Annotated in this window: 20 protein-coding genes, 1 pseudogene and 1 riboswitch; of the genes and pseudogenes, 9 read left to right on the forward strand and 12 right to left on the reverse strand. The window is 41.4% G+C overall.

What is annotated here, in order from left to right; translation table 11 throughout:
• Nucleotides 1–526 (reverse strand): Rpn family recombination-promoting nuclease/putative transposase (locus tag FC30_RS02025; RefSeq protein ID WP_156400127.1); only part of this gene is annotated, 526 nt, incomplete at its 3' end.
• Between the two features lie 300 nt (nucleotides 527–826).
• Here FC30_RS02025 and FC30_RS02030 point away from each other — a divergent pair.
• Genes FC30_RS02030 through FC30_RS02040 form a run of 3 tightly spaced genes read left to right on the forward strand, consistent with a single transcriptional unit; the run spans nucleotide 827 to nucleotide 3,169 of the window.
• Nucleotides 827–1,693 carry a metal ABC transporter solute-binding protein, Zn/Mn family gene (locus FC30_RS02030; protein WP_056938459.1) on the forward strand — a complete coding sequence of 289 codons (867 nt, stop codon included), beginning with the start codon at nucleotides 827–829 and terminating at the stop codon, nucleotides 1,691–1,693.
• A 16-nt stretch (nucleotides 1,694–1,709) separates the two neighbouring features.
• Nucleotides 1,710–2,369, forward strand: coding sequence for a metal ABC transporter ATP-binding protein (locus FC30_RS02035; RefSeq protein WP_010688402.1), 660 nt, complete (start codon nucleotides 1,710–1,712; stop codon nucleotides 2,367–2,369).
• Nucleotides 2,369–3,169: a metal ABC transporter permease gene (locus FC30_RS02040; protein ID WP_010688403.1), complete on the forward strand. Its 801-nt coding sequence runs from the start codon at nucleotides 2,369–2,371 to the stop codon at nucleotides 3,167–3,169. The genes FC30_RS02035 and FC30_RS02040 overlap by 1 nt, the downstream gene beginning before the upstream one ends.
• Nucleotides 3,170–3,514: 345 nt before the next feature.
• Here FC30_RS02040 and FC30_RS02045 read toward each other — a convergent pair whose 3' ends face one another.
• Nucleotides 3,515–4,168 carry an HD domain-containing protein gene (locus tag FC30_RS02045; protein WP_010688404.1) on the reverse strand — a complete coding sequence of 218 codons (654 nt, stop codon included), beginning with the start codon at nucleotides 4,166–4,168 and terminating at the stop codon, nucleotides 3,515–3,517.
• A gap of 282 nt (nucleotides 4,169–4,450) precedes the next feature.
• Nucleotides 4,451–4,555: riboswitch (THF riboswitch) on the forward strand.
• 58 nt (nucleotides 4,556–4,613) lie between these two features.
• Here FC30_RS02045 and FC30_RS02050 point away from each other — a divergent pair.
• Nucleotides 4,614–5,147 (forward strand): folate family ECF transporter S component, encoded by a 534-nt coding sequence (locus tag FC30_RS02050; protein WP_010688405.1) that lies wholly within the window; start codon nucleotides 4,614–4,616, stop codon nucleotides 5,145–5,147.
• 124 nt (nucleotides 5,148–5,271) lie between these two features.
• On the opposite strand, the gene FC30_RS02055 is transcribed toward FC30_RS02050, so the two are convergent.
• Both FC30_RS02055 and serC read right to left on the reverse strand, forming a co-directional pair.
• Nucleotides 5,272–5,847 (reverse strand): uracil-DNA glycosylase family protein, encoded by a 576-nt coding sequence (locus FC30_RS02055; RefSeq protein ID WP_010688406.1) that lies wholly within the window; start codon nucleotides 5,845–5,847, stop codon nucleotides 5,272–5,274.
• A 125-nt stretch (nucleotides 5,848–5,972) separates the two neighbouring features.
• Nucleotides 5,973–7,073: a 3-phosphoserine/phosphohydroxythreonine transaminase gene (gene serC, locus FC30_RS02060; protein WP_010688407.1), complete on the reverse strand. Its 1,101-nt coding sequence runs from the start codon at nucleotides 7,071–7,073 to the stop codon at nucleotides 5,973–5,975.
• Nucleotides 7,074–7,623: 550 nt separating this feature from the next.
• Between serC and FC30_RS02065 the strand changes: the two genes are divergently transcribed.
• Nucleotides 7,624–9,051, forward strand: coding sequence for a C40 family peptidase (locus FC30_RS02065; protein ID WP_010688408.1), 1,428 nt, complete (start codon nucleotides 7,624–7,626; stop codon nucleotides 9,049–9,051).
• A gap of 167 nt (nucleotides 9,052–9,218) precedes the next feature.
• On the opposite strand, the gene FC30_RS02070 is transcribed toward FC30_RS02065, so the two are convergent.
• The 6 genes from FC30_RS02070 to FC30_RS02095 form a co-directional block, all read right to left on the reverse strand.
• Nucleotides 9,219–10,988 carry an alpha amylase N-terminal ig-like domain-containing protein gene (locus FC30_RS02070; protein ID WP_010688409.1) on the reverse strand — a complete coding sequence of 590 codons (1,770 nt, stop codon included), beginning with the start codon at nucleotides 10,986–10,988 and terminating at the stop codon, nucleotides 9,219–9,221.
• Nucleotides 10,989–11,089: 101 nt separating this feature from the next.
• Nucleotides 11,090–12,037: a Dyp-type peroxidase gene (locus tag FC30_RS02075; RefSeq protein WP_010688410.1), complete on the reverse strand. Its 948-nt coding sequence runs from the start codon at nucleotides 12,035–12,037 to the stop codon at nucleotides 11,090–11,092.
• 65 nt (nucleotides 12,038–12,102) lie between these two features.
• Nucleotides 12,103–13,860 carry a glycoside hydrolase family 13 protein gene (locus FC30_RS02080; RefSeq protein WP_010688411.1) on the reverse strand — a complete coding sequence of 586 codons (1,758 nt, stop codon included), beginning with the start codon at nucleotides 13,858–13,860 and terminating at the stop codon, nucleotides 12,103–12,105.
• An 18-nt stretch (nucleotides 13,861–13,878) separates the two neighbouring features.
• Entirely contained in the window at nucleotides 13,879–15,540 is a 1,662-nt protein-coding gene (locus FC30_RS02085) for an alpha-glucosidase (RefSeq protein WP_010688412.1), read from the reverse strand.
• Nucleotides 15,541–15,698: 158 nt separating this feature from the next.
• Nucleotides 15,699–16,427, reverse strand: a complete 729-nt coding sequence (locus tag FC30_RS02090; protein ID WP_010688413.1) for a DUF975 family protein — start codon at nucleotides 16,425–16,427, stop codon at nucleotides 15,699–15,701.
• 269 nt (nucleotides 16,428–16,696) lie between these two features.
• Nucleotides 16,697–18,625 carry a sucrose-specific PTS transporter subunit IIBC gene (locus tag FC30_RS02095; RefSeq protein ID WP_056938460.1) on the reverse strand — a complete coding sequence of 643 codons (1,929 nt, stop codon included), beginning with the start codon at nucleotides 18,623–18,625 and terminating at the stop codon, nucleotides 16,697–16,699.
• Between the two features lie 225 nt (nucleotides 18,626–18,850).
• On the opposite strand from FC30_RS02095, the gene FC30_RS02100 reads away from it, so the two are divergent.
• The 3 genes and pseudogenes from FC30_RS02100 to FC30_RS02110 form a co-directional block, all read left to right on the forward strand.
• Complete coding sequence (locus FC30_RS02100) at nucleotides 18,851–20,347, forward strand: sucrose-6-phosphate hydrolase (RefSeq protein WP_010688415.1); 1,497 nt, start codon at nucleotides 18,851–18,853, stop codon at nucleotides 20,345–20,347.
• 14 nt (nucleotides 20,348–20,361) lie between these two features.
• Nucleotides 20,362–21,357, forward strand: a complete 996-nt coding sequence (locus FC30_RS02105; protein WP_010688416.1) for a LacI family DNA-binding transcriptional regulator — start codon at nucleotides 20,362–20,364, stop codon at nucleotides 21,355–21,357.
• Nucleotides 21,358–21,732: 375 nt separating this feature from the next.
• A pseudogene (locus FC30_RS02110) lies at nucleotides 21,733–22,200 on the forward strand (ATP-binding cassette domain-containing protein); the annotation flags it as partial.
• A 129-nt stretch (nucleotides 22,201–22,329) separates the two neighbouring features.
• On the opposite strand, the gene FC30_RS02115 reads toward FC30_RS02110, so the two are convergent.
• Both FC30_RS02115 and FC30_RS02120 read right to left on the reverse strand, forming a co-directional pair.
• On the reverse strand, nucleotides 22,330–23,139 hold the full coding sequence (locus tag FC30_RS02115; RefSeq protein WP_010688418.1) for an endonuclease/exonuclease/phosphatase family protein: 810 nt from the start codon (nucleotides 23,137–23,139) through the stop codon (nucleotides 22,330–22,332).
• Nucleotides 23,140–23,206: 67 nt separating this feature from the next.
• Nucleotides 23,207–25,402, reverse strand: coding sequence for a PTS transporter subunit IIBC (locus FC30_RS02120; protein ID WP_010688419.1), 2,196 nt, complete (start codon nucleotides 25,400–25,402; stop codon nucleotides 23,207–23,209).
• 256 nt (nucleotides 25,403–25,658) lie between these two features.
• On the opposite strand from FC30_RS02120, the gene FC30_RS02125 reads away from it, so the two are divergent.
• Nucleotides 25,659–25,898, forward strand: coding sequence for a hypothetical protein (locus tag FC30_RS02125; RefSeq protein ID WP_010688420.1), 240 nt, complete (start codon nucleotides 25,659–25,661; stop codon nucleotides 25,896–25,898).
• The last annotated feature ends 154 nt before the right edge of the window (nucleotides 25,899–26,052 follow it).

Genomic DNA, 26,052 nt, shown 5'->3' on the forward strand with positions numbered 1-26,052 from the left:
TCCATGGTTTGTTATAACACATTTTTCTATGTTTTTGGTAACAGTTAACCACTCCTGTATCGAGTATCAGATCACTTTCTTTTACGCATACTTCAGTCGTGTATACTGGTAAACCTGCACCAAAAAAATCGAAATCACAGATAAAGATCACATACGTATCGACCCTGTCATTATAGCCTTGCCCAGCCCCCAAAGCATGCTGGGTCAAATAACTTTGATAACATGAGATCCGCTTACCTAAATTATGTTCATCACTGACCTGCATCTCAATGTCATACATTCGTCCATGCTCGTCTGCAGCATAGATATCGAAGCGCGCCCCGTGAAAGACGGTATTTTGCTTATGCGTATTCTCTTTTTTGATGTTTTTAACGTCCACGATCTCTAAATCAGGTAAGATCAGTTGCAACAGCTCTAAACAAATGTCTTTATGCTCTGAGATGATCCACGAAAAGATCATCCCATCCTTAAAGCCCGCTAATTTCCATGCTTTAAGGGCCTCTTCATAAGTACTCAAATCCCCCATCCCCTTCTGACCTTATTTTGGATCTGTGCGCAGGATTTTTCAAGCCCAAAGACTTGCCTTTATACCGGGATTTATAGCACTAAAATGGACTTAAATCTAACACTAAAAACTCTGACAAAATTTTTCCGAGAATTTTTTAAATCGTAATTCAAAAGCTCTCACAGTTTAATTGACGTGTTCTCTTAAAATACTTAATCGTAATTTAGAACTTTTTAGGCTTCCCAACGCTTGACAGTAGTAAATTCAAACGTTAGTATCGTTAATGGTAATCATTACAATTTAAGAGAGGATATATTTATTATGCGAAAAAAATTATTTAGTTTCATCTTACTCGTGAGTGCTTTTCTAGCATTCTTCACCTTTGATCACAAAAATACTGCTGCTGCATCTGACAAGCTAAATGTCGTAACGACCCTTGATTTTTACGGCGAAACTGCCAAGGCCGTCTTAGGCGATCACGGAACTGTCACTTCATTGATCACTAGCCCTAATGTTGATCCCCACGACTTTGAAGCAACAACTAAAACAGCTAAGATCGTTTCCAAAGCCGATCTTGTTATCTATAACGGTGCCGGCTACGATAACTGGGTCAAAAAATTGAATGGTAAAAAATATCTATCTGTGGCTGATGTCATGAAAGTCAAGGAAGGCCAAAATGAACATCTCTGGTATGATCCAACGACCATGGAAAAACTCGCTGACCGTTTAGCAACTGAATTTGGCAAAATGCAACCTAAAAATAAGGCTGCCTTCAAGAAAAATGCTACTAAATATAAAAAAACTTTAGCTAAATTAACACAAACGCTAGACAAGATCAAACAAAACAGCAATAATCAAAAAGTAGCTGTTTCAGAACCAGTCTTTGACTATTCTTTGAAGAAGATGGGTTATAAGATCGCTAACAGCCACTTCGCTAAAGCAACTGAAGAAGGTAGCGACCCATCCTATTCTGACATCAAGAAATTGCAAAATGATATCAAAGGTAAAAAGATCGCTTTCTTTGTCCAAAATACCCAAAGTGACAGCTCAGTGATCAAAAATATCGTTGAACTCTGCAAAGAAAACAACATTCCTGTCGTCAAAGTTACTGAAACTCTACCTAAAAACAAGACATACGTAACTTGGCTACAAGACGAATACCAAGCTGTCTTAGATACTCAAAAATAGAAAGAAGTAGTTATTCATGAAATCGATCCTATCAGTGCATAACTTGGATCTTTCCATCCCCAACCGCAAGCTTTTCTCCAACCTCTCCTTTGAGATCCCTCAAGGTAGTTTGACCTGTATCACAGGTGAAAATGGGGTCGGAAAAACAACGCTTGTCAAACACTTATTACAAGATCTAGCTAACAACTATACCGTCCACACGGTCTTTAATGTCAAGCGCGATGAAGTCCAATACGTACCACAATTGCGCAATATTGATGATGAGTATCCCCTTTGCATCAAGGATTTCGTAGCATTCGGTCTCAAAAAGCGCAATTTTTTTTGGAACCGCAAGCCTTTAAACGAAAAACTCGAACAGATCTTGGCAGAGACAAAACTGACGCGGATCAAAGATCAACCTTTAGGCAAAGCTTCTGGGGGCGAAAAACAACGCGCCTATCTAGCCCAAGCGCTCTGTGCTGATCCCAAGTTGCTCATCTTGGACGAAGCCACCGCAAGCTTAGACACGACCAACAAACACGAATTGTTACAAATGCTACGTGAGGTCATGCAACAACACGGGCTAACGATCTTATTTATCACACACGACCCCGAGCTGATCGAACAATACGCCGACTATGAACTTCATTTGGAAGATCAAACTGGTGTCTTACTTGAAAAGGGGGCTAAAAAATAATGTTTGATTATGATTTTATGCGCTATGCCTTTATTGCAGGGATCTTCATTGCTTTGATCTGTAGTGTTATGGGGGCCTTTGTGGTAGCACGCCAAACATCTTTTTTCACCCATACGCTCTCTGAGATCGGGTTTTCTGGCGCTTCATTTGGGATCTTTATCGGGATCTCGCCTTTAGCGGGGATGCTGACTTTTACTACGGCTAGTGCCTTATTGATCGGGATGTCAGGTGAACGGCTCGGACGGCGTGAAGCTTCGATCAGCGTCTTTTCCGGCCTTTTCTTAGGGCTTGGGATCTTATTTTTATCACTCTCAGATAAACAAGCTAATTATGCGACAAGTATTTTATTTGGGAGCATCGTTGGGATCGACCGTAGCGATATCGAAGTTTTGATCGCCCTTAGCGTCTTACTATTGTTGACGATCACGATCTTGTTCAAGCGCCTAGCATATAACTCTTTTGATTCTCAAGGAGCTCAGTACAATCAGCGCTTCAACAAAACGATCTCGATCATCTTTTTAGTAATGCTCGCCTTAACGATCAGTATTACAGCTCAGATCGTCGGTGCTTTACTGATCTTTGTGCTCTTAACGATCCCAGCTTCGGCGACAAAATACTTCGCCCATCGGCTCTACCAGATGATCGTTTTAAATTTCATCTTCATTCTGGCTGGTGTTTGGCTTGGCCTATACTTTAGCTACCTCACTGATTGGCCAGTCAGCTTCTTTATCACCGTGATCGAGGCCCTGATCTATGGGGCAGCGATCGCCAAAGACCATTGGGCTAACCATCAAAAATAAACAAACAGGGTAAGTAGAACGTGTCGATACGAGCTACTTACCCTGTTTGTTTAAATACGGCTATAAATAATATGCTATACCGATCTTGAATCCAATTGGCTCGTTTGAGCACCAGTTGTCCATCTGCAAGCAAGAGAGCTTCTTTTTTTGTAAAAAAATAGCCGTGTCCTTGCAAGAAGACACGACTACGGTTAAAAATTTTTGCTACTTACGCTTATTATTTTCATCTAACCAGCGCTTAAGTAACAACATCCCAAGTATAGCAAAAACTTTTTTGATCACTAACTAAATATAATGATCTTATTTAAAATTAGAATGTCAGTTCAATGAGATAATAGCCAACTACTACCGCTTGGCATCCCATTCTTGATAGAATTGATCCAAATATACTTTTAAAAATTCATGGCGTCCCTGCGCTAGTTTCGTGGCATAGCTTGTATTCATGGTGTCCTTTAACTTAAGCAATTTTTCGTAAAAATGCATGATCGCTGTATCCTTACCATTGCGATACTCTTCCAAAGTGAGGTTTTCTCTAGGCTTCATAGCCGGATCGTGGATCGGACGCCCAACGTGGCCTGAATAACACATTACCCGTGCGATCCCGATCGCCCCCATAGCATCTAAACGATCAGCATCCTGAACGATTTTTCCTTCCAAAGTAGAAACATTTTCCTTTTGGTTTCCACCCTTAAATGACATCTTTGACACAATATCCATAACATGAGCTAGTGTTTCACTAGATACGCCATTATCGACCAACCATGTATGTACCCTTTTTTGGCCAGCTTCTTCGCTCTCATTTAATTTTCCATCAGCAATATCATGTAATAATGCTGCTAATTCACAAATATAAATATCCGCTTTTTCATGTTTAGCAATTTCAATAGCATTATTAGTAACACGAAAAATGTGCCACCAATCATGGCCACTACCTTCATTATTCAAAGCATCATATACATATTCGCGTGCATTTTTGACGACCAGTTCTTTATTTTCCATAGAAAAACTCCTTTGTAATTTAAGGAACGCAACAGCTGAGTAATGAATGCCACCTAATCTTTAACATTCGGAAAATGCTTGCTTGTGAAATGTACAATTTTTAGCTAACTCACTACTATCCCAACCATCTCCCCCTGTTTTTCCAGTTCGCTTTAATTCTACAAGATACTTTCCCATTACACCAACTATTCATCTTTTAAACTATATTTCTACTTAAAAAACTTTTATCGTTCGTGTTTTACCAGTAGATTTATTTAAAAATAAATGCTAAAATCAACGCTTGTAGGGGTAGGAATTTATGCGTTACGGGCTCATGGAACGGAATGTGAACGTGAGCAGAAAGCCAAACCGTCATTTTGGCTGCGTGTATCTTCCGCATTCACCAATAATCTAACCATTGCTGGTGCTTGTCTCCCCCCAAATTATTTTAGGGAGATGTTTTTTTATGACGAATTTAGCTTGGAGAAGTCCAAAACTCACGACAAAAACGATCACTTTAGCTGCGATGCTCATCGCCTTGCAGACTGTCTTAGCCAAGATCTCATTTGGCTCAGATAATCTAGTCAAATTCGGGCTCGGTTTTATGGGAACGACTTTGATCGGTTACTTTTTGGGACCATGGCTCGGTGGTGTTGCCCTTGTTTTAGCTGATCTGATCAAAAGCACACTTTTTTCAACCGGTAGCACTTTTTTTATCGGTTATACTTTTAGTGCCTTTGTTGCCGGCTTGATCGCAGGGACCTTTTTATACCAACAAAAGGTCTCTTGGCAACGCCTAGCAACATATCAGTTCGTGCAGATCTTTGTCTCAAATATTTTCTTCAACACGCTATGGATCCATTTGATGTATCAAGCACCAATCTGGGGACTATTGAGCGTCCGCGGACCAAAAAATCTGATCATGTGGCCGATCGAAGCTACGATCAGCTTCTTGATCCTACGCGCGGTCTCACGCTTAGATAGTCGCTTAAAACTTTAATTTTTGATATTTCACCGGCTAAGTATCTGCTTAGTCGGTTATTTTTTACCAGCAACTGAGCTAGATAGCGGAAACATGTTCGACAAAGGACCTCACTATGATCATAGTGAGGCTCCTAGTATCATTATTTTATGATCGCTTGGACCCGTTTTTTTAACTCTGGCAAGACCGTTTGGGCAAACCACGGATTTTTACTTTGCCAGAGTTGGTTACGGGGTGAAGGATGAACTAACGGGAAGTACTCTGGTAAATATGCCTGATAGTCGCGCACGACATCGGTCAACTTTGTAGTACTTTTAAGGTGGAGGTAATGTTTGGTCGCATAACTTCCCACTAGCAATGTCAGTTCGATATCAGGCATCTGTTCTAACAATAACGGATGCCATTTTTTAGCAAAATCTTTCCTTGGTGGTAGATCCCCGCTTTTGCCTTTACCTGGAAAATAAAAATCCATCGGCAAGATCGCAAACTCTTTTGACTGATAGAATTCTTCACGAGAAACTCCTATCCAAGCCCGCAAATTGTCACCACTAGGGTCATTCCAAAACAACCGTGTATCCTGTGCCCGTTTGCCTGGTGCTTGTCCCACGATCAAGATCTTTGCTTCTTTTGGGGCTACATATAATGGATCGATCCCAGCTTCGGTATATTTTTTATTCGCGGGATCATTTTTTATCGCTTCAAATATCGTATCTTGCATATCGTTCACCTGTCCTTATCCCCAGCCTAGCACACCAATAAAAAAAGTGCCACACAAATGCGTGACACCAAGCCTTTGACGTGACCGCCAAAGCGCCCCTGCCAAGGAATTATATTATACCATGTTTATTTCAGCGTAGTCGCATAGATCGGACATTCTTTTCGCTCGAAAGCTTTCATAAAGTCGACCAGTGCCTCTACCCCTTCAATCGGAAAGGCATTATACATACTTGCCCGCATTCCGCCAACCAAAATGTGGCCCCGAATATTTTTTAGCCCATTTGCTTCAGCTTGAGTGATGAATTTTTCATCAAGCTCTTTACTTTCCGTTGTAAAAGGAACATTGGTCAACGAACGATCGGGTGCATGCGCCGTTCCCAAAAAGAGTTTTGAGTTATCCAACATCTCATACAAGAGTGCCGTTTTAGCCTCATTTTGTTGTTGCATCTGCTTTACGCCACCCTGTTTTTTTAGCCATTGGAAAACTAGCCCAGCCGCATAGATCGGAAAAACTGGCGGCGTATTTAAATTAGAGTCACGTTTGATCAACTTCACATAATCAAGCATTGAAGGCAGATCCTGTTCTTTGTCTAAAAGCGATTCTTTAACGATCACTAACGTCAACCCAGCTGGACCGATATTCTTTTGCGCACTAGCGTACAAAAGGCCATACTTTTGGACATCATGTTGATAGCCCAAGATGTTTGAAGATATATCTCCGACTACCGTTTGCCCTTGTAATTCAGGCAACTTGCGATACATCGTCCCTTCGATCGTGTTATTGATCGTCAAATGCACATAATCATAGGGTTTATCCAGTGTGATCTCATGTGGCAAACGGCTATAAGCGGAACTTTTGCCTGAAGCGACCACATCGACTTTGCGCTCAGGCACAAGTTGAGCATCTGCGATCGCTGTTTGCGACCAGTGTCCTGTGTCGACAAAAGCAATATTTTTCGTCTTCCGTGCCAGATTCAACGGTATCGTCGTAAATTGGGTCGACGCTCCCCCTTGTAAAAATAAGATCTTGTAATCTTTAGGCACAGCTAAGAGCTCTCTTAGATCGGCTTTAGCAGTTTGAAACATCTCCTCATATAGCGCTGAGCGGTGACTGATCTCTATCACACTCATCTCACTATCACGATAGGATACTAACTCAGCTTGGATCTGAGCTACCACTTCGGGTGGCATCATTGCCGGTCCCGCTGAAAAATTATATACTTCCACAGCTCGTACCTTCCTTCTGTCTCTAATTTTAAAAATTAATAATTGATAATAATAAATTTATTGAGCCTCGCCTCAAAAGTCAATATTTACCGTGATTTTAAAGAGATATTTAAACTATATCTACTAGAAACATTAATAATTATTGATAGTAACATTGATTAATATCGATTTAACTTTTTTGTAACATCATTTCAAGCTTGATCTACACTTTTAAATCTAAATAACTTTAATTTTACTAGCATTTACTTCACTGCGGTGGCTTATATTTTTTGTAACATTTTTGTAACATTATTTTTTAAATGTTTTGCTCTTTCTTCACCAAAAGCCTTGTTATATCAACGTTTATAACGTTTTATTCATCTTTACTAAATCTTAATAAATTTATTTCCCCAATATTTTCAAGGTTTCGCGGTTATTTATTACAAAATTTGGTAAAATGTAATCTTTTTTGCATTAGGTTGCAACATAAATGGATTAAAATAAATGTATCAGTCAAATTGAAGTTAGTCGTTTAGAAATTATTGAAAATTATTAGGAGTGAATATAAATTTTGAATCATACAGCAAAAAAACTTTTAGTCGGTACAGTCGGAGCAGCCGGATTATTCTTGGCTACAACAGCAACAGCAAATGCAGATACAACTCATAAAGTTGCTAAGAACGATACAGTTTGGGATCTTTCACAAAAATATGGTGTTTCTATCCAAGCGATCGAAGCTTTGAACAACATCGACCAAAACTCTCACTTGATCGTTATTGGTCAAACATTGAAAGTTCCAGCTAAAGATGCTCAAGTTTCTGAAAACAACAATACAGCTCAAGCTGCTGACAAGAAAGCTGACACAGAAAACACTTCTGATGTAACTGTTAAAGCTGGTGACACACTTTGGACACTTGCACAACAATACAACACATCAGTTGAAAAATTACGTGAATTGAACGGCTTAGCTGCAGACGCTTACCTCATTCACCCAGGTAATGTTTTGAAGGTCAATGGTACAGTTCAAGCAACACAACAACCTGCTCAAACTGAACAACCAGTGCAACAACAAACTGAACAACCAGTGCAACAACAAACAGAACAACCTGTCGTACAACAAGAAGCTACACAAGAACAAGCTCAAGAACCTCAACTTGTTGTTTCAGCTAACCACACAACTCACACAGTACAAGCTGGCGAATCACTTTACTCGATCGCACAAGCTTACGGTGTAACTGTTGATTCTTTACGTTCTGCTAACAACTTGGGCGCTACTTTACTTGTTGGTCAAACATTGACGATCAATGATCCAGCTAAAGACCCAGCTCAAGAAGCTGCACAAGAACAAGCCGCTGCTCAAGCTCAACAACAAGCTGCCGCTCAACAAGCTGCACAAGAACAAGCCGCTGCTCAAGCTCAACAACAAGCTGCCGCTCAACAAGCCGCACAAGAACAAGCTGCTGCTGCCCAAGCTCAACAACAAGCTGCTGCTCAACAACAAGTACAACAACCTGTACAAAACCAAGCTCCAGCTCAAACACAAACTCAAGCTCCAGCACAACAAACTCAACAAACACAACAAGTGCAACAACAAGCACAACCTGCGCAAGTACAACAACCTCAACAACAAGTTGTTTCAACTTCTGCTGATGGTAGTGCGATCGCAGCTTATGCACAATCATTTATCGGCACACCTTACGTATTGGGCGGTTCTACACCATCCGGTTTTGACTGCTCAGGCTTGACACAATACGTTTACGCACACTTTGGTAAACAAATCGGCCGTAACACGATTGCTCAAGAATCTGCTGGTACACATATTCCAGTTAGCCAAGCACAAGTTGGTGACTTATTATTCTGGGGTACACCAGGTTCAACTTACCACGTTGCGATCTACTTAGGTGGTAACAGCTTCGTTGCTGCTCCAGAACCAGGTCAAAGCGTTAAGATCGGTAACATGGCTTACTTCATGCCATCATTTGCCGTACACGTAAACTAAAAAATAACTTTTTAGACCATGTGAGTTTAGGCTCCATGGTTTTTTTGTGCACTGAAAAAGATCTGGCATAAATTACGACTAACAAAAAATATCAGCATGATGCAAAATACGCATCATGCTGATATTTTTTGTTATTTGTACGGTGCTGACGGCCAAGCTCTCACACTCTATAATTCAACGATCGCAAAACCTGCTTGCCCTAAACGTTTGTCTTGTTCAACTAAGTTTTGCCCCAGTAATAATTTACAATTTTGTGGCAATACGATCTTAATGCTCCCATAGCCTAAGTTAAACAACGCAAATAGGCGTTTATCACCTAAACGACGGCTAAAACTCAAATAAGAATACTGATTGCTACATTGGCCCCATTCAAATGAACCTTCACACAATACATTGTTGTAACGCGTCCGCATCGCCAGTAAAGTTTTCAAGAAACGTTGCATCTCATCGCTTGCTTGATCATCTTTCCAATCCATACATGGCTGTAAGGCAGCTTCAGTCCCTGCTTTAAGTCCTTTTTCAGTACCATATAGGATACTTGGCGATTCTGGTTGCATGAACATAAATGCTAAAACTGCACGTAACAATTGGACATTGCCCTCACACTTGGCTAAGATCCGCTGTGTTTGTGGACTATCTGCCGCCAAAAGCGAAGCCGAAAGCGTACTTGGATCAGCCCGTAATTGATGCTCATTTAGCGCATAGGCCAATTCAGTCGGTGGAATATTTTTAGTGATAAAAGTTCCCTCAACTAATTCACGCACATCGATCGAATTATTACCCGCAAAGACATCATCATGTTCAGTTTTTTTAGCGATCGTATTTCCTAAAAGATAAATATCTTCCTTAACTTGACGTAGTGTTTCTAGCAGGTAACGTTTGAAGGCAGCCGGGATCTCATTAGAATCCGCAATGCTCCAACCATCAATATCAAAGTTACGTGTCCAGTACGTCAAAATATTACCAAAGTGCGCTTGGACCTCCGGATTTTCCAGATCGACTTTTGGCATATGGGGATTGTTGTTCAAAGCCTCATAGGTCAAACGTTCAGAATAGTCAGGTAATTCACTAGGGACGTAACGCACGGGAAATTCCTTGATCAAAAACCATTTGGCAAAACTCGACCGGACCCCATATTTACGCACATCTTGCCATTGGAGCGAGAAATCACTTAGATGATCACACGTGATATCTAACATGACCTTCATCCCCCGTTGATGGATCGCTTCGATCAATTCTTTGAACTTCTCTTTAGTACCAAAGGCTGGGTCGATCTCATAGTAATCGATCGTATCGAATTTGTGGTTGGAATAAGCATCAAAAACTGGACTTAAGTAGATCCCGTTAAAGCCTAACCCTTGGATGTGATCTAACTTATCGATGATCCCCTGCAAATCGCCACCAAAAAACTTCGCTTTATCCGCTTCTTGGCCCCATTCAAGTGTATCTTTAGGATCTTTTTGCTGATCACCATTGGCAAAGCGATCTGGCATCAAACGGTACCAGATCATCTTTTTCGTCCATTCTGGCGTTGTCGTAGTCTCATCCAATACTAAATACGGCGTCAAAAAGCCCGTCATCTCTTGAACGGCTTTTGGAGTATAGAGTTGCATCAAATTAGCGTCATATAAAAGCTCATTACCTTCACGATCGAGTAGATGAAAGGCATATTTTAGCTTACGCGTTGCCGGGATCGGCAATTTGACTTCCCAGACGTCATAGATCCCATTTTGCAGGCGCTTATCCATTTCTTTAGTTGCATATTCCCACGCATCTGTTTGACCTGAATCTTTGACCAGCATCTGGGGTGCCCCAAAGATCACCCGCACCCGCGTGATATCGCGATGCTTGGTCTTTAATTGTAACCGATAGTTTTGTTTATCCGCCATGTATGCCATCTCGCTTGCTGGGCGGTGATAGATAGCTGATCTTTCCATACAAACCTTCCTTTTAACTAAAGTATTTAACTCTATTATAGCCCAGATAGCGCAAAAAAAGCAGTCAAGAAAACCTCAACTGCTTGAACTAACTTATTAAATTATTTGGTAAACTCACCATCAGCGATCTCATCTAAAACCGTCTTGGATGGGATAAAGAATAGTTGTCCTGATAAAATATCTGAGAAGGACAACAAGAAATCATGTCCTTTGAGCATCGACAGTAACATCAATTTTGTCACTTGCCAATAACGTGAATACCCCATAAAATACGTTCCCGTCTTACCGGAAGCCGGGTCAGAATAAGGGACATTCATCCGAATGATCTTTTGTTCTTCACCATTGATCTCAACTTTGGAGACAACATTATGCGCATTTTTGAACTTCTCATCGTCATCAAGTTCAAGGTCATTGAACTTTTGTCGTCCGATCGCCTTCTCTTGATCTTCAGTCTTGAGCTTGTTCCAAAAATCCATGTTATGCAACCACTTTTGGGCAAAGGCATAAGATCCATTGACAAATTCTGGATCTTCATCCCCGACTAAAGCGTATTGGGAAGCTAACTCCATCTCGGGTGCTTCTGTCCCATCGATAAAGCCGACGATCGCCCGCCCTTCAAAGTAACGAAAGCCCTTCGTTTCATCAACAACATTGGTGATATCACGTAAAAAGAGCATAAATTGTGACATTGCTTCGTAAACGATCGCTTCATCGTTAGCCCGAATGTGGAAGAAAAGATCCCCTTTAGTTGCTGGCATCTCGTACTTATCACCGCGCAAAGTCTGATATGGAACAAGCTCTTTTGGTTTCGGTGCATTAGGGAATAAATAATCCCAAGCATCACTACTAAACCCAAACGTTGCCCGTAAGCAACCTTCATTGTCGCGAATATGCAACGAACGCAGGATAGCTTGGTAACGATCAGCAAAAGCGGTGATCACTTCTTGTTCATGCTTTTGATCTTGACGCTTTAATTCAAGTACCGTGAATTGCACGTGCTTACCGGCGTCTTTCCAAACATCTTGAGCTAATTTTGGTTCAACTGTCATTTATTTGACCCCCCTCATATCTTCGCTTTAATTTTAGTCCTTTATCCTAAATTCAACAAGCAATATTATTCAAAGATCACAAAGCCGTTCTTTTCTAATTTACCGTCTGCAAAATTTTGTTCCAGGAGCGTTTTACCAATTGGGGCTACCGCATACGGTTTTTCGCCCAAATTAAAGACCGCACAGAGCTTAGTAGCATCTTTTTTTCGTGTTAATTTTACAACTTGAGCTGTATCATCTACTTGCCAAGCATAACCGCCATAACTGAGCACAGGTTGTTGGTCTTTACGCAATTTGATCAAAGCTTTCATAAAAGCGAGCATCTTTTGATCTTGCTCCTCTTTATCCCAGACCATGCAGGCCCGACATGCTGGATCATTACCACCAGCCATCCCCACTTCGGTCCCATAGTAAATACATGGTGAACCCATTTGCAGAAACATCAAGGTCAACGTCAATTTTGCTAGATCTTTATCACCTTGGCAAAGTGTCAACAACCGGGCTGTATCATGCGTATCCATCGAATTTAACATCACTTGGTTTGTCGGCATGCGATAGAGCATCAGCTGTTCATTCAACCGTGAGGCCATCTCGCTGAGGCTGATCTTTTTAGCTACTATCCCATCACTTAAAGTTTCTGTAAATGGATAATTCATCGCACCGTCAAATTCATGTTGGTTGACCCAACTTTGAGCATTGTGCCAAACTTCACCCAAAACATAAAAATCTGGCTTCAAATGATGTGTCAATGAATAGAAGTGCCGCCAGAAGTGGTGATCGATCTCATTTGCCACATCTAACCGCCAAGCATCGATATTGAACTGTTTGATCCAATACGATGCGATTTCATGCAGATAATTTTGCACTTCACGCGAAGCCGTGTTTAGCTTCGGCATATGCGGTGTGTTAGCGAAGACTTCATAAGTCAGGTCACGGGCAAATTCATCATTATCCGTCTTAGTATAGCTGACCGGAAATTCATTGATATGAAACCACGAAGCAAAGCGCGATTCTTGCCCATGTTCGATCACATCTTGCCACTGCATCGAAAAATCACCCAAATGGTTAAAGACCGCATCCAACATGACTTTCATTCCACGTTTATGCGCTTCATCGACCAAACATTTAAAGGTCTTCTTGTCCCCAAAATGCGAGTCGATCGTAAAGTAATCGATCGTGTCATATTTATGGTTGGAATGCGCCGTAAAGATCGGGCACAAATACAGGCCGGTGATCCCAAGCTCTTGTAAATAGTCTAAGTGGTCGATGATTCCTTGCAGATCGCCCCCAAAGAAGTTTTGCCGTGTTGGCTCAGCACTGCCCCAGGGTAAGGTACCCGCTGGATCATTGGTCAGATCCCCATTGGCAAATCTTTCCGGAAATATCTGATACCAAACTGTTTCTTTGACCCATTCAGGTGGATCGATCCGATCGATCTCATGTAAATACGGCATGCGAAAACAGGTCAAAGCTAACATATTTTCCGCCGTCGCTGGGACGAATTTGCGATCATCATAAAGCCACTGGTCGCCCGCTTTGTCAGTAAGCTTGAAAGCATACTGTAACCGGTGCAAAGGTAGCGTTACTCGAGCTACAAAATAATCGTGTGTCTTAGTAATAAAGGCCCTCTCCATCGTAACGGCCTCATGCTCCCAGGCTCCCGCATCTTTTTCATTGACCTTAGTTCCATACGGGTCACCATATAGCAATTCAACTTTAGCTACATCATCGTGTTTGACTTTCAAGCGGATCTCAAAAACTCCATTAGCCCCTAAATAAGCCATTTCACTGTCAGGGCGGTGATAAACTGCTGCAATATCCATTATTTTTCCTCTCTTTTTTTATTTTTGTAAAATAAGCGATCCATATGGCGCTAGTTTGACTTGATCTGCACTAACTTTAGCATTTTGGCTCAATAGCACCTTAGTAAAGGCACCACACGGATAACGCTGCTCATGTTCACTCAAATTACAGATGACCAACACTTGTTTATGCTCATCTATCACTCGACGATACACATACAACTCAGAGCTAGTATTTTCTAAAATAAAACGCCCTTGGATAAATATCTGTTGTTTCTTTAACTGTAAAATTTGGCGGTAGAAATTCAATACACTGTCAGGATCGCCCATTTGTTCAGCGATACTGGCAACATTTTCGTCTTTCGACCATTTCCATGGCTGAACTTTAGAAAAACCAGCATAAGCCGTCGTATCAAACGGTAACGGCAAGCGCGCTGCCATTTTATGCGCTTGACTAGCTTTGTGCAAGATCTCGCTATCACGCCAGCCTTTTTTCTTTGCTTGCTTAGCAAAATCAACGATCTGCGGATCTTCAAAGTCCGCCACCGTGCCTAATGTCTGCGAGCGCATGCCCAATTCTTCCCCATAATAGATGCAAGGTATTCCTCGCTGTAAGTACATCAACGTTGCCAGCATTTTTGCACAAGCTTTAGATCCCATTTTAGGTGCAAAACGACTCAAGATCCGGGGCATGTCGTGGTTGCTCCAATACAAAGTGGGATAGCTCACTCCTTCAAGTCGCTTTTGCCACTCGAGCATATTGGATTTAAAACCGGGAATATCTAATTTCACAGGCTGTCCTATCTGAGGCAGGTCGGGTTCGACTTGGCGCTTATCTTCGGCAAAGTAGCGGAAGGTCACGACCGTATCACAGCTCTCTTTTGGGGGCGTCGTATAATCCACCGCAAGATCGATGTCGGCACTAGCTGCTTCCCCTAAAATGAAGATATCCGGCTTTATCTGGTGTAATTGAGCGATAAATTCTTTTAAGTAAACTTGAACTTGCGGTAAATTAGCATAAAACATCTCGGCGATCTGGGGCTCAGCTGACTCAGCTAACATATCTTGCTCGAAGTCGGCTTTGGCGATATGGATAAAAGCATCCAATCTAAAGCCATCGACCCCATGCTCGAGCCAAAACTTAGCGATCTTGAGCATTTCGACTTGGACTTTTGGTTCAGCCCAATTCAGGTCGGGCATTTCCTTAGCAAATAGATGAAAATAGTAATTATCTGGATCAAGCGGATCTTTTTGCCACACACTTCCGCCAAAAAAGGAACCCCAATTATTGGGTGGGCCCCCATTTTTCCCTCGATGCCATAAATAACAATTGCGAAATTCACTGTCTTTGTCCTTTAAAGCTGCTTGAAACCACGGATGTTGATCAGAGGTATGATTCATTACAAAATCTAAAATGATATCTAAGCCCAAGGCATGTGCTTTGGTCACTAATTCATCAAAATCTGCCATGATGCTCAATTTTTCATCGATCTGATAGTAATCCGCCACATCGTAACCGTTGTCAATTTGTGGTGAAACATAGATAGGATTGAGCCACAAAGTATTTACCCCTAGTTGCTTTAAATATTCGAGCTCAGCTGTGATCCCCTTAAGATCCCCGATCCCGTCATCATTACTATCCTTAAAACTTTTAGGATATATTTGATAGATAATGCGCTCTTTAGCACTTAATGTACTCACTTTTTTCCCACCTTTCTATAAAAACTCATACCCTAATCTTATAAAATAATCAGACTTTTTGCAATCGCTTGCAAAAATATTTTTCAGTTATTTGCTAATTGACCACAAAAAAATACGCTCGGAGAAAATAGCTCCGAACGTATTTCGCTTACTTAGGCTTAACCGCGATAATTGATAAATTTATCGCCAGCTAAGTTCTTGTAGTAGGCACTCATCGTTGTTTGGTAGTATGGGTAGACCCAGATAGCTGCGATCCCAAAGGTCAGAAAGACAAGCAACCACCAACCGATAAAGCTCAATTGTAAAACAAACATTTCGAATTTATGTCCGTTCATCAATTCTCGACTAAGTGTGATGTAGTCAAGATAATTCAAGTTGTTGGCTTCACCTTTTTGGTTTACATCTTTGTAGATATAGTATGTTTGTGAGTAGGAATAGCTCTTGATGAGTCCTGGGATAACAAATAATAAGGTCCACAAGAAAGTAAAGATCGCTTGTAAAATATACAAGACTAAAACTGGTACAAAGTATTCGCGGGAGAAGACGGAGAACATCCCACGAACTGGACTAAAATCATTATTTTTAGTCCGCAACCAATCAAGTGTCGTATAGGCGATACCTGTTGTGATCAAAGTACCGATCAAACCACTAAATAATTGGCCACCACTATTAGCTGCACCATTACTTGCTGTTTCAGTGATCGAAGTTTCACTACCAGAAAAAGCACCGCTTTGGGCCAAGTATGCGACAAGAGCAATTGCACCAGCAATAATAACACCAGCAAAAACTGCACCCAAGATCGGAATAATATTCAACACGATAGCTTTTCCCCAGTTACCAGCAAGCAACTCGCGCGCTTCGGCTTTAAGTTCGCCTCTAGTTTTCATTAGAAAAACCTCCTAAATTTATTTAATAAATCTCATTATACTATATTACCTACAAAAACGACAAGAAAAACTATTTGTCGCAATCTTTTTTGGGACAAGTGTGCCACATATGGGCAAAAGTGGCAATCGTTGCCCTTTTCTGCTGTAATGTGCGAAAAAAAGCAGCTCCTAGGAAATAACAATGCGCCCCCTAGGATGCAAAATACGCATCCTAGGGGGGCACACCGTTATTTCTATGGAGCTAACCGCTTTTTTTCGCACTCATTTTTTTATTCAGCAGTGATCGCGATCAAGTTGTCACCGTGTTTTACTTCGTCGACATCGATGCGCTCTACACTTTCGTAGTTCATCGTGTTAGTTACGATCACCATTACCGTTGTGTCGTAACCAGCTTGCTTGATAGCTTCCAAGTCAGCTGTTCCTAAAACGTCACCCTTCTTGATCTTTTGACCTTGAGTTACGTTAGATGTGAAATGTTGACCCTTCAAGTTGACTGTATCGATACCTACGTGGATCAAGACTTCTGCACCTTGATCTGTCTTGATACCATAAGCATGCTTTGTTTCATAAGCCACTGTGATCTCACCATCTGCTGGCGCATAGATCGTGCCGTCAGCTGGAACAACTGCCGCACCATCCCCCATCATCTTAGTGGAGAAGACTTGATCGTTAACTTGGCTCAAGTCGATAGATTTCCCATCAACTGGTGAATCAACTACTTGATTTTCAACTCCAGAAACTTTTTTAGCTTCTGTCTTTGCTTCCTTAACTTCTTTTGGTTCACTTGGTGCTGCCACTGGAGCTGGATTCAATAATTGGCTGTGGCTCTTACCATAGATAAATGTCAAGGCAAATGCGACTGCAAAGGCGATAAGTTCAGCTACGATGTACATTGGGATCGATGAAGCGTTGATCGATAAGAAACCAAGGAAACCAGCGGAACCAAGAGAAACTGCGATAACGTGCATCAAACCAGCAAACATCGCTGCAATACCAGAACCGATCAAAGCACAGAAGAATGGGAATTTATACTTCAAGTTGACCCCGAATAAGGCTGGTTCTGTGATCCCAAGTAAAGCTGAAACACCAGCTGAAGATGCAAGACCTTTCATCTTCTTGTCTTTTGTCAATGCCCAAACTGCAAAGGTCGCAGCACCTTGCGCAACGTTAGCCATCGAAGCTACAACAAAGATAAAGTCACCTGCGCCTTTACCGTTACTGAAGGCTGTGATAAGTTGTGTTTCGATCGCAGGGAAACTTTGATGTAACCCAGTCAATACGATAGCTGAGTAAGTAAGACCAAAGATACCCATCCCGATAAAGCTTGTTGTGTCATATAACCAAACGATACCATTTGTTACCCAATCAGAAAGTGTCTTCATTGCAGGACCAACGATCGTGAAGGTCAAGAAACCTGTTAACATAACTGCGATCAATGGTGTAAATGTGAAGTCAACTGCTGATGGTAAACGTTTGTGTAACCATTTTTCTAAAACAGATAAGATCCAAACTGCTGCTAAAACTGGAATAACTTGGTAATAGTAGTTATTTTGCATAACTTGCATCCCAAAGATATCCCATGATTTACCGGCTAATAAGTCAGGACTTGTCATGATCATCCCGATCGCTGCCCCGAGGTATTGGTTAGCCCCGAAACGTTTAGCCGCCGAGATCGCAACTAAGATCGGCATGAAGATAAATGGTGCTGCCGACATCAATTGGATCATGCTAGACAAGCCTTTGATCGCTGGATTCATTTCTACGATCGCTTGTGGTCCAAATAAACCTTTTGATGTTAAGAAGTTGTTCAAAGCCATCAACAAACCACCCGCAACTAAAGCTGGGATGATCGGAACAAAAATATCAGATAAGAGCTTGATAAAGGCCATGATCGGGTTGAACTTCTTACCTTGTTCAGCGATCTTCTTAAGATCTTCCGTTGAAGCTTCCTTCAAACCAGTATCTTTGATCAATTCATCATAAACAAAGTTGACATCTCCTGGCCCAATGATGATCTGATATTGACCATTTGTTTTAAATGTCCCCTTAACGTCTGGATTGTTATCCAACGCTGCTTGATCGATATTGTTATCGTCTTTTAAGACTAGACGCAAACGTGTCGCACAGTGAGCTGCCCCCACCATATTGTCGCGACCGACTGCTGCGATGACGTCTTTTGCCACTTTTTTGTGATCCATCGTAAACACTCCTTTTTGTAAACGTTTTACATTTTCTATATCTATAATGATAGCGTATTTTTAAAATATGTCAATCGTTTATCACAAATTTATTTTAAAAAATTTAAACACAGAAATTTATTTCGATATAAACTGATATACGTTTGACACAAAACGCCGTAAAAGTTAAAATTCAATATATAGACAACGTTTTCAAAAACACTAAAAGAGAAGGGATCTTCAACTATGGAATGGACACGCGAAACGCGCTATCGGGCATATGCCGACTGGAGCGCTGAAACACTCTTAAAATTACAAGCACAAGCAGCTAATTCACAATACCAATTGGGTTACCATATCCGCCCAAGTTCCGGGCTTTTAAATGACCCTAATGGTTTTTCATATTTCAACGGTCAATGGCATGTTTTTTATCAATCATTTCCATTTGGTGCTGCTCACGGCCTTAAGTCATGGATGCACTTAGTCTCCGATGACCTCGTACATTGGAAAGATCTCGGCCTAGCACTTGCACCCGATACAAAATTTGATAGCCATGGTGCCTATTCTGGTTCCGCTTTACCTGTCGATGATAAATTATTCTTAATGTACACCGGTAATCATCGTGATCAAGATTGGATCAGACATCCATTCCAGCTTGGAGCTTGGATGGATCAAGCTGGCCAGATCACAAAATTAGATGAACCCTTGATCACTCAACCTGCCCACACAACTGATCATTTCCGCGATCCACAAGTTTTCAAACATCGTGATCTCTACTATGTCGTATTGGGCGCTCAAGATAAAGAAACTAAGACTGGTAAGATCTCCTTATTCTCATCTAAAGACCTTAAGGAGTTCATCGATCTAGGCTATCTTGAATTTACTGAAGCTGAAATGGGCTATATGATCGAATGTCCTAACTTGATCTTTGTCGATGACAAACCACTTTTGGTCTTTTGCCCCCAAGGTTTGGACAAAGATGTCGTAGCTTACGACAATATCTACCCTAATATGTATCTTCTAGGTGAAGATGTTCAACTAAACAAAGCCAAATTTGAAGCTGGAGCTAATCAGATCCAAAACTTAGATGATGGTTTCGATGTTTATGCTTCCCAAGCATTCAATACTCCAGACGGCAAAGCTTATCTGATCAGCTGGGTCGGATTACCTGATGTTTCATATCCAACTGATGAAGAAAACTGGGCTAGTTGCTTGAGCCAAATCAAAGAGCTTTCATTAAAGGATGGCAAACTTATTCAACATCCGGTCGTTTCCATGGCTGATCTGCGTGAAAAAGGCATTTCACTTCAAACAGCAGAAAAAGTTAACGCTAAACAGCAAATAATTGCTGAAAGTGGCGAGCAATATGAGTTAAAATTGACTTTAGATACTGACCAGAATGGTACCCTCCATTTAGCTGGCAATGATGACCTTAGTCAAAGTTTGAAGCTTGAATTCTCAACTGGAAAAGACGCATATTTGACCGTTTCACGTGCAGACATCGGCGCTCAATTTGCAACCGAATTTGGGACAACGCGCACTATTTCGCTCCCAGACCAAAAAGCGCTCGACCTGGAGATCTTTATCGATCATTCGCTCTGTGAAATTTTTGTCAACGGTGGTGAACATGTGATCACCCTACGTTTCTTTGCCGAAGCTGGCAACAAACAGATCGCTCTCACTTCACCAACTGAGGCTGCGTTAAACTATCGGGGTACTTTCTGGAAGCTTAAAAGCATCTAGAAAGGATGGAGCCTATGCGTCCCAAATTAACTGACGTCGCCAAGAAAGCAGGCGTCTCTGTCACAACTGTCTCTCGTGTTATCAATGATTACGGTTATATCAGTCAAAAAACACGGGACAAAGTTTTTTCCGCGATGGAAGAGTTGAACTATCAACCCAACTCCCTAGCGCGCTCTTTACATGGCAAGAGCACCAATCTCGTTGGTTTGATTTTTCCAGCGATCACCAACCCCTTCTTTGCCGAATTAGTCGAACAGATCGAACAAAAGCTCTTTAGCGAGGGCTACAAAGTGATCTTGTGCAATGCTGGTTCAGATAAAGAAAAAGAACGTGAATATTTAAAAATGTTATTAGCTAACCAAGTCGATGGGATCATTGCGGGGGCTCATAATCTAGGGATCGACGAATACAATCGGGTCGGACTTCCGATCGTCTCCTTTGACCGTAAGCTTTCCGAGCAGATCCCGATCGTTTCTTGTGATAATTATGCTGGGGGAAAAATGGCGGTCGAAGAGCTCTATAATGCTGGGGCACGCCACATTTATTTCCTGGGAAATCCACACCAAAATGGTAACCCGACCGATCAGCGTTTAGCCGGTTACTGTGACACGATCGACGGTTTGGGGCTAAGTCGGCACATCCATACGGTGAGTTTTTCAGAATCACCTTCACTCAAGTTATTTTCGATCAAAAAATTACTGACTGAAAGTGTGGCTGACGGCATCGTATGTACTGATGATCTAACAGCGATCTTGGTTTTACAAGCGGCCAAAGAGCTAGCGATCAAAGTTCCAGAACAATTAAAGGTCACAGGTTTTGACGGCACGACCCAAGTCCAGCTCTATCATCCTGAGCTCTCCACGATCGTCCAACCGATCTCTGACATCGCCGAGGTCCTAGTTGAAGTCTTAAAGGCTAGGATCAAGCAACCAAGCGAACCGCTAAAACAAATGCAATACACTCTACCGGTGAGCTTCTTACAGAGAGATTCGACAAAGTTTAGAGTGTGAGGGAGCTGAGCTACCGAACACGTTTCAATAGAGTGTGAAAGCTGGCACCCTACGCCATTCAGATAAATAGAAACCAGACACTATGCGTTTTTTGCATTGTGTCTGGTTTTTTGTTATTCACTAAACTTCAACATCTAAAGCCAAAACAGATCAGCGTCCGTTTTATACGCTCGGGGACCCTTTGAAAGGACGAACATAGGAAAGATTCAACTATCGGTTTTAGACCCAACATTTGTTTTTCACAGATCGAATTATTTAATAAAAGATTTTGATTCGCTTTCCTTAAAACAGGTAAGCTTCAAAAAACTCTATCATGATTTAGATCTACAAGTTCTAAATCATGAAAAGATCCTCTGAACAGCACCATCTGGTTTCGGAAAAACCACGCTCTTTAAGCTCCTACTGGGTGAACTTGTTCCTGATACTGGAACATACACGCTCAACCAGACAAACGTTGACCCTGCAACTGTTCATGCTTATTTTGCCCATGTCGCACAAGAACCGCATATTTTTGCTGATACTTTGCAATTTAACCTATGCTTAGGTAAAGATGTGCCAAAAGAAAAATTAGCACAGGTCATTGAACTGACTGGGTTGACCAAATTAGTCACACAACGCGGTCTAGATTCCGTATTGCAGCCAGCTGGTGCAGATCTTTCTGGAGGCCAAAAGCAACGGATCGAATTGGCACGCGCCCTACTACAAGACCGCCCGATCTTATTAATCGACGAAGGTACTTCTGCCTTAGATCCCAAGCTTTCGGAAATGATCCATGAGAAAGTGATCGCCCACTTCAACGGGACTGTGATCGAGATCACCCATAAATTAAGTCCTAAAGAATAGGCTCTCTTTACTAAAAAAATCGCTTTAGATGAGCTCAGTGAATAATTTGATTAGTATAAAAACTACTTTTAGACACAAAATAAAGGCGCTATCCCAAGTGTTCAGGGATAACGCCTTTATTTATTTTCTCTATTTGATCACACATTCCACGCCAAAATGGTCACTGATCAAGGGTTGCTCTTTACCATCAAAAAGCACATGACTTTGCGTAACTTCAAGTTGTTGACTGACAAAGATATAGTCGATCCGCAAAGCTTTGTCATTATTTTCCCATCCATCGATATCTTGCAAGATCGTTGCCCCACCAGTCACCTTTTTAGCAGCTAAATGGCTGTCTTTTAGTTTTAAAGGACTAGCTAAGATCAATTCATGACCTGGAGTATTTTCTGGGTTATTAAAGTCTCCCATGATGACCAATGGTGCTTCTTCGGTAGCCAAAGTAGCTTCTAAGCGATGCCATTCTGATTTAAAATCATTCTCCCACCATGAGAAATGCCCGCTGACAACACACATTTCCTGACCTGCGACCTGTGTCTTAGCGATCAACGCCCGACGCGTATGATAGTCGTATTCATCATCAACATTTGACGTCAAAACGCTTCTTTCTGAGGTGAATGGCTGTTTAGATAACAAAGCCACCCCTTCATGATACTCGTCATAGCCAATATGACCGTAAGCCCATGTGAAATAATAATTTACGCCACGTTCTTTTAAATATTCGACTAATTTTAAAGCATAATTATCTTCGTGCAGATGATGTTGATTTTCTAGCGTATACGGCGCTTGCAAAACATCGGGTGAATCGATCCGTTGATTTACCTCTTGTAATGCGATCACATCATAATCTGCAGCCAAGATCTGTTTACCTAAGATCTCCAAAGCAAGCTCTGAATCTTCATCCAACCAACTATGTGTATTCAACGTTAAAAATTTTGCCACGTAAAATTCCTCCATAAACACAACTAAGCGACGCCAGATATCTGGGCGTCGCTTAGTTTTAAATCATTTAGACTTCAACTGTTCCGACAACTGTCTTAGCAGCTTGATGGCCTAATTTATCAATTTTGACTTCCTTGATATCCTGTACATTAGTAAATGCTACAACAATTGTATCATCTTTACCAGCTGCCTTGATCTGTTCAAGATCGGCTAAGGCAAGTAAGTCACCGGCTTTAACTTTAGCCCCGTCATTAACTTTGACTTCAAATGGTTTACCGTCAAGTCCAACTGTATCAAGTCCCATGTGAACTAAGATTTCTAGTCCTGCATCAGTTACTAGACCGATCGCATGCTTAGTTGGGAAGACGCTTGTTACTGTCCCAGAAACTGGAGCATAAACATTTTGGTTATCTGGTTTGACCCCGAAACCATCACCCATCATCTTTTGTGAGAAGACGGGATCATTAACGTCTTCGATCTTGATCACATCACCATCAGAAACAGTATGGATCTCTTCAGTTACACCTTTGAATTGGATCTTCTTTTCTTCTGTGACTGTACCGCTCATAACGTCGACTTTTGGAATTTCGACACCAGAGTCAAGTAAGTCTTGGACGTCAGATTTCAAAACATCGGCTTTTGGACCGTAAACAGCTTGTACACCTTCACCTTTAACTATCAAGCCCATCGCACCAACTTGCTTCCATTCTTCTTCAGAACCAACTTTGGCACTATCTTTAACAGTTACACGTAGACGCGTCATGCAGGCATCAACGTCGGAAATATTTTCGCGACCGCCAAGCAAGTTGATGATCTTAACAACTTGTGAGTTAGGATCAGCTTGACCATCAGCTGTTGTTGCAGAATCAGAACCTGTATCACCAGTATCGACACCATCGTAATTACCATTGCGCCCTGGTGTTGCCAAGTTGAATTTCTTGATCATGAAGTTTGCGATAAAGTACATTGCTACAGCAAAGAGCAAGGATACCCAAACAAAGTTGAAGATATCTTGACCTAAACCAGCTTTAAATGCCATTGGTGAGCGTGTAAGCAACTCGATGTTACCAAAAGAATGAACACGTAAGTTGATAAGGTCAGCTGATGCAAAGGCTAAACCTTGCATGATCGCATAAACGATATATAGTGGCACTGCAACGAACATGAACATGTATTCAAGTGGTTCTGTAACACCGGTCAAGAAGACAGCAAGTGCAGCTGAGATAAACATTGAGCTGTATTGTTTTCTCTTATCAGGATCAACATTGCGATACATTGCAAGTGTTAGACCCATCAAAATACCAGTTGAACCGATCATTTGACCAACTTTGAAACGAGCTGGTGTCCAGTGTGTTAAGACATAGTTGTATTTAGCCATGTCGCCGGCACCCTTCAAGTTGACCAAGTCAGTTGTCCAAGCAAGCCACAATGGATCTTGTCCGAACACATGGTGACCAGCTTGAGCACCAGTTAAGATCTCGTAAGTCCCACCTAATGAGGTGTAGTTGATCGGGATCGTCAACATGTGGTGTAAACCAAATGGAAGTAAGAGACGTTCTAAAGTACCATATAGGAATGGTGCCAAGAAGCGTGCTGTTTCTTGGGAAGTAGCGATCCACATACCGAAACTGTTGATCCCATATTGGATAACTGGCCAAATAATAGCTAAAATTAACGCTACGATCGTGGAACGTAAGATAACTACGAATGGAACAAAGCGCTTACCATTGAAGAATGATAAAGCATCAGGCAATTTACGGAAGTTGTAGTATTTGTTGTAAGCTGTAGCCCCAACAAAACCAGCAATAATACCGACAAACACACCCATGTTAAGTGCTGGTGCACCTAAAACGTTAACAAAGTAATCACTAACTAAGATCTTGCTACCAAAGATGGTATGTACATAAGCCTTAGAGTCTGCCATCATTTCAGCATTAACGCCAAAGACGGTACCAGTTACGATGTTAATTAAAATAAATGCTAAACCTGCAGCAAAAGCACCGCCAGCACGTTCCTTAGCCCAGCTACCCCCGATCGCTAATGCGAAGAGGATATTCAAGTTATTGATAACACCCCAACCGAGCTGTTCAATAACCCCACCAGTCGTAACTAGGGCGGTCATATTCGGATCGATCATTGCCAATGTTTTACCGATACTGATCATCAAACCAGCAGCAGGCATTACGGCGATAACGACCATCAAACATTTACCGAACTTTTGCCAAAATTCGAAACTGAAAAACTTTTGAAATTGTGCTTTCAACTACCTCACTCCTTTAAAAATTATCTCTAAATCGTTAAGTTATGCAACCGGTTTATGCAATCGGTTTCATTACATTTTTTATTATAGCGACTCTTCTTAAAAATGTAAACCCTTTCGCTTATATTTTTCACATAATTTTTTTAAACTTATCTAAAAGCAAGTATTTTAGCTGTTTACATAGGCAACAAATAAACTAGACCAATGAAAATGTGCTATAGTTAATTTAAAATTGAGCTAAGGAAGGTGGAGATATTTGATGAAGAAGTTTGATCTCTATCTGTTATTGAGCGATCTTTTGCTGATCGGTCTACTGATCATTGAATTATTTTTTGAGCTTGATCTCACACTCCGTATTTTAGGCTATGGAACGGCATTTATTTTACTTATCATGCAGACTTTCTTCTCTAATAAGTATCAGTGTGGGACATCTTGGTTCGAAACGAGCTTATATCTACTCTTTGTCTTTCTCTGTCTGCTATTCATCATCTTTTTATGATCTTTTGTCTACTACCTCTCAGCAGTGGCTTTATTACTGCTGAGTTTTTTCTAACTGCACAAAAAAAGCCGCTAGTCAAATCGACTAACGACTTTGGTCGCGTGGCAACTTCCTACCCTCGCAAGGGGCGATCCCCTAACTACTATCGGCGTTA

It is taken from the genome of Ligilactobacillus animalis KCTC 3501 = DSM 20602, from assembly GCF_001434535.1.
GTDB lineage: Bacteria > Bacillota > Bacilli > Lactobacillales > Lactobacillaceae > Ligilactobacillus > Ligilactobacillus animalis.